This is a genomic window from Rhizobium sp. KNZ2-6A (genome assembly GCF_056755475.1).
This window is the reverse complement of record NZ_JBNDIC010000167.1, coordinates 1-202: the sequence shown is the minus strand read 5'-3', so window position 1 is coordinate 202 and position 202 is coordinate 1. Positions and strand designations below refer to the sequence as shown.

Annotated in this window: 1 tRNA gene; it reads right to left on the bottom strand. The window is 65.3% G+C overall.

Annotated elements, in window-relative coordinates:
- Positions 1-77 (bottom strand) — tRNA-Asp (locus ACPYOP_RS33045).
- Positions 78-202 lie beyond the last annotated feature (125 nt).

Sequence of the window (202 nt, the reverse complement as noted above, 5' to 3'; positions counted from 1 at the left end):
TGGCGCGAGTGACGGGGCTCGAACCCGCGACCTCCGGCGTGACAGGCCGGCACTCTAACCGACTGAGCTACACCCGCGCATTACTTGGCCTTTCGGCGCGGTGCCAGATCCGGAATTTACCTTGAAATGGCGCGAGTGACGGGGCTCGAACCCGCGACCTCCGGCGTGACAGGCCGGCACTCTAACCGACTGAGCTACACCC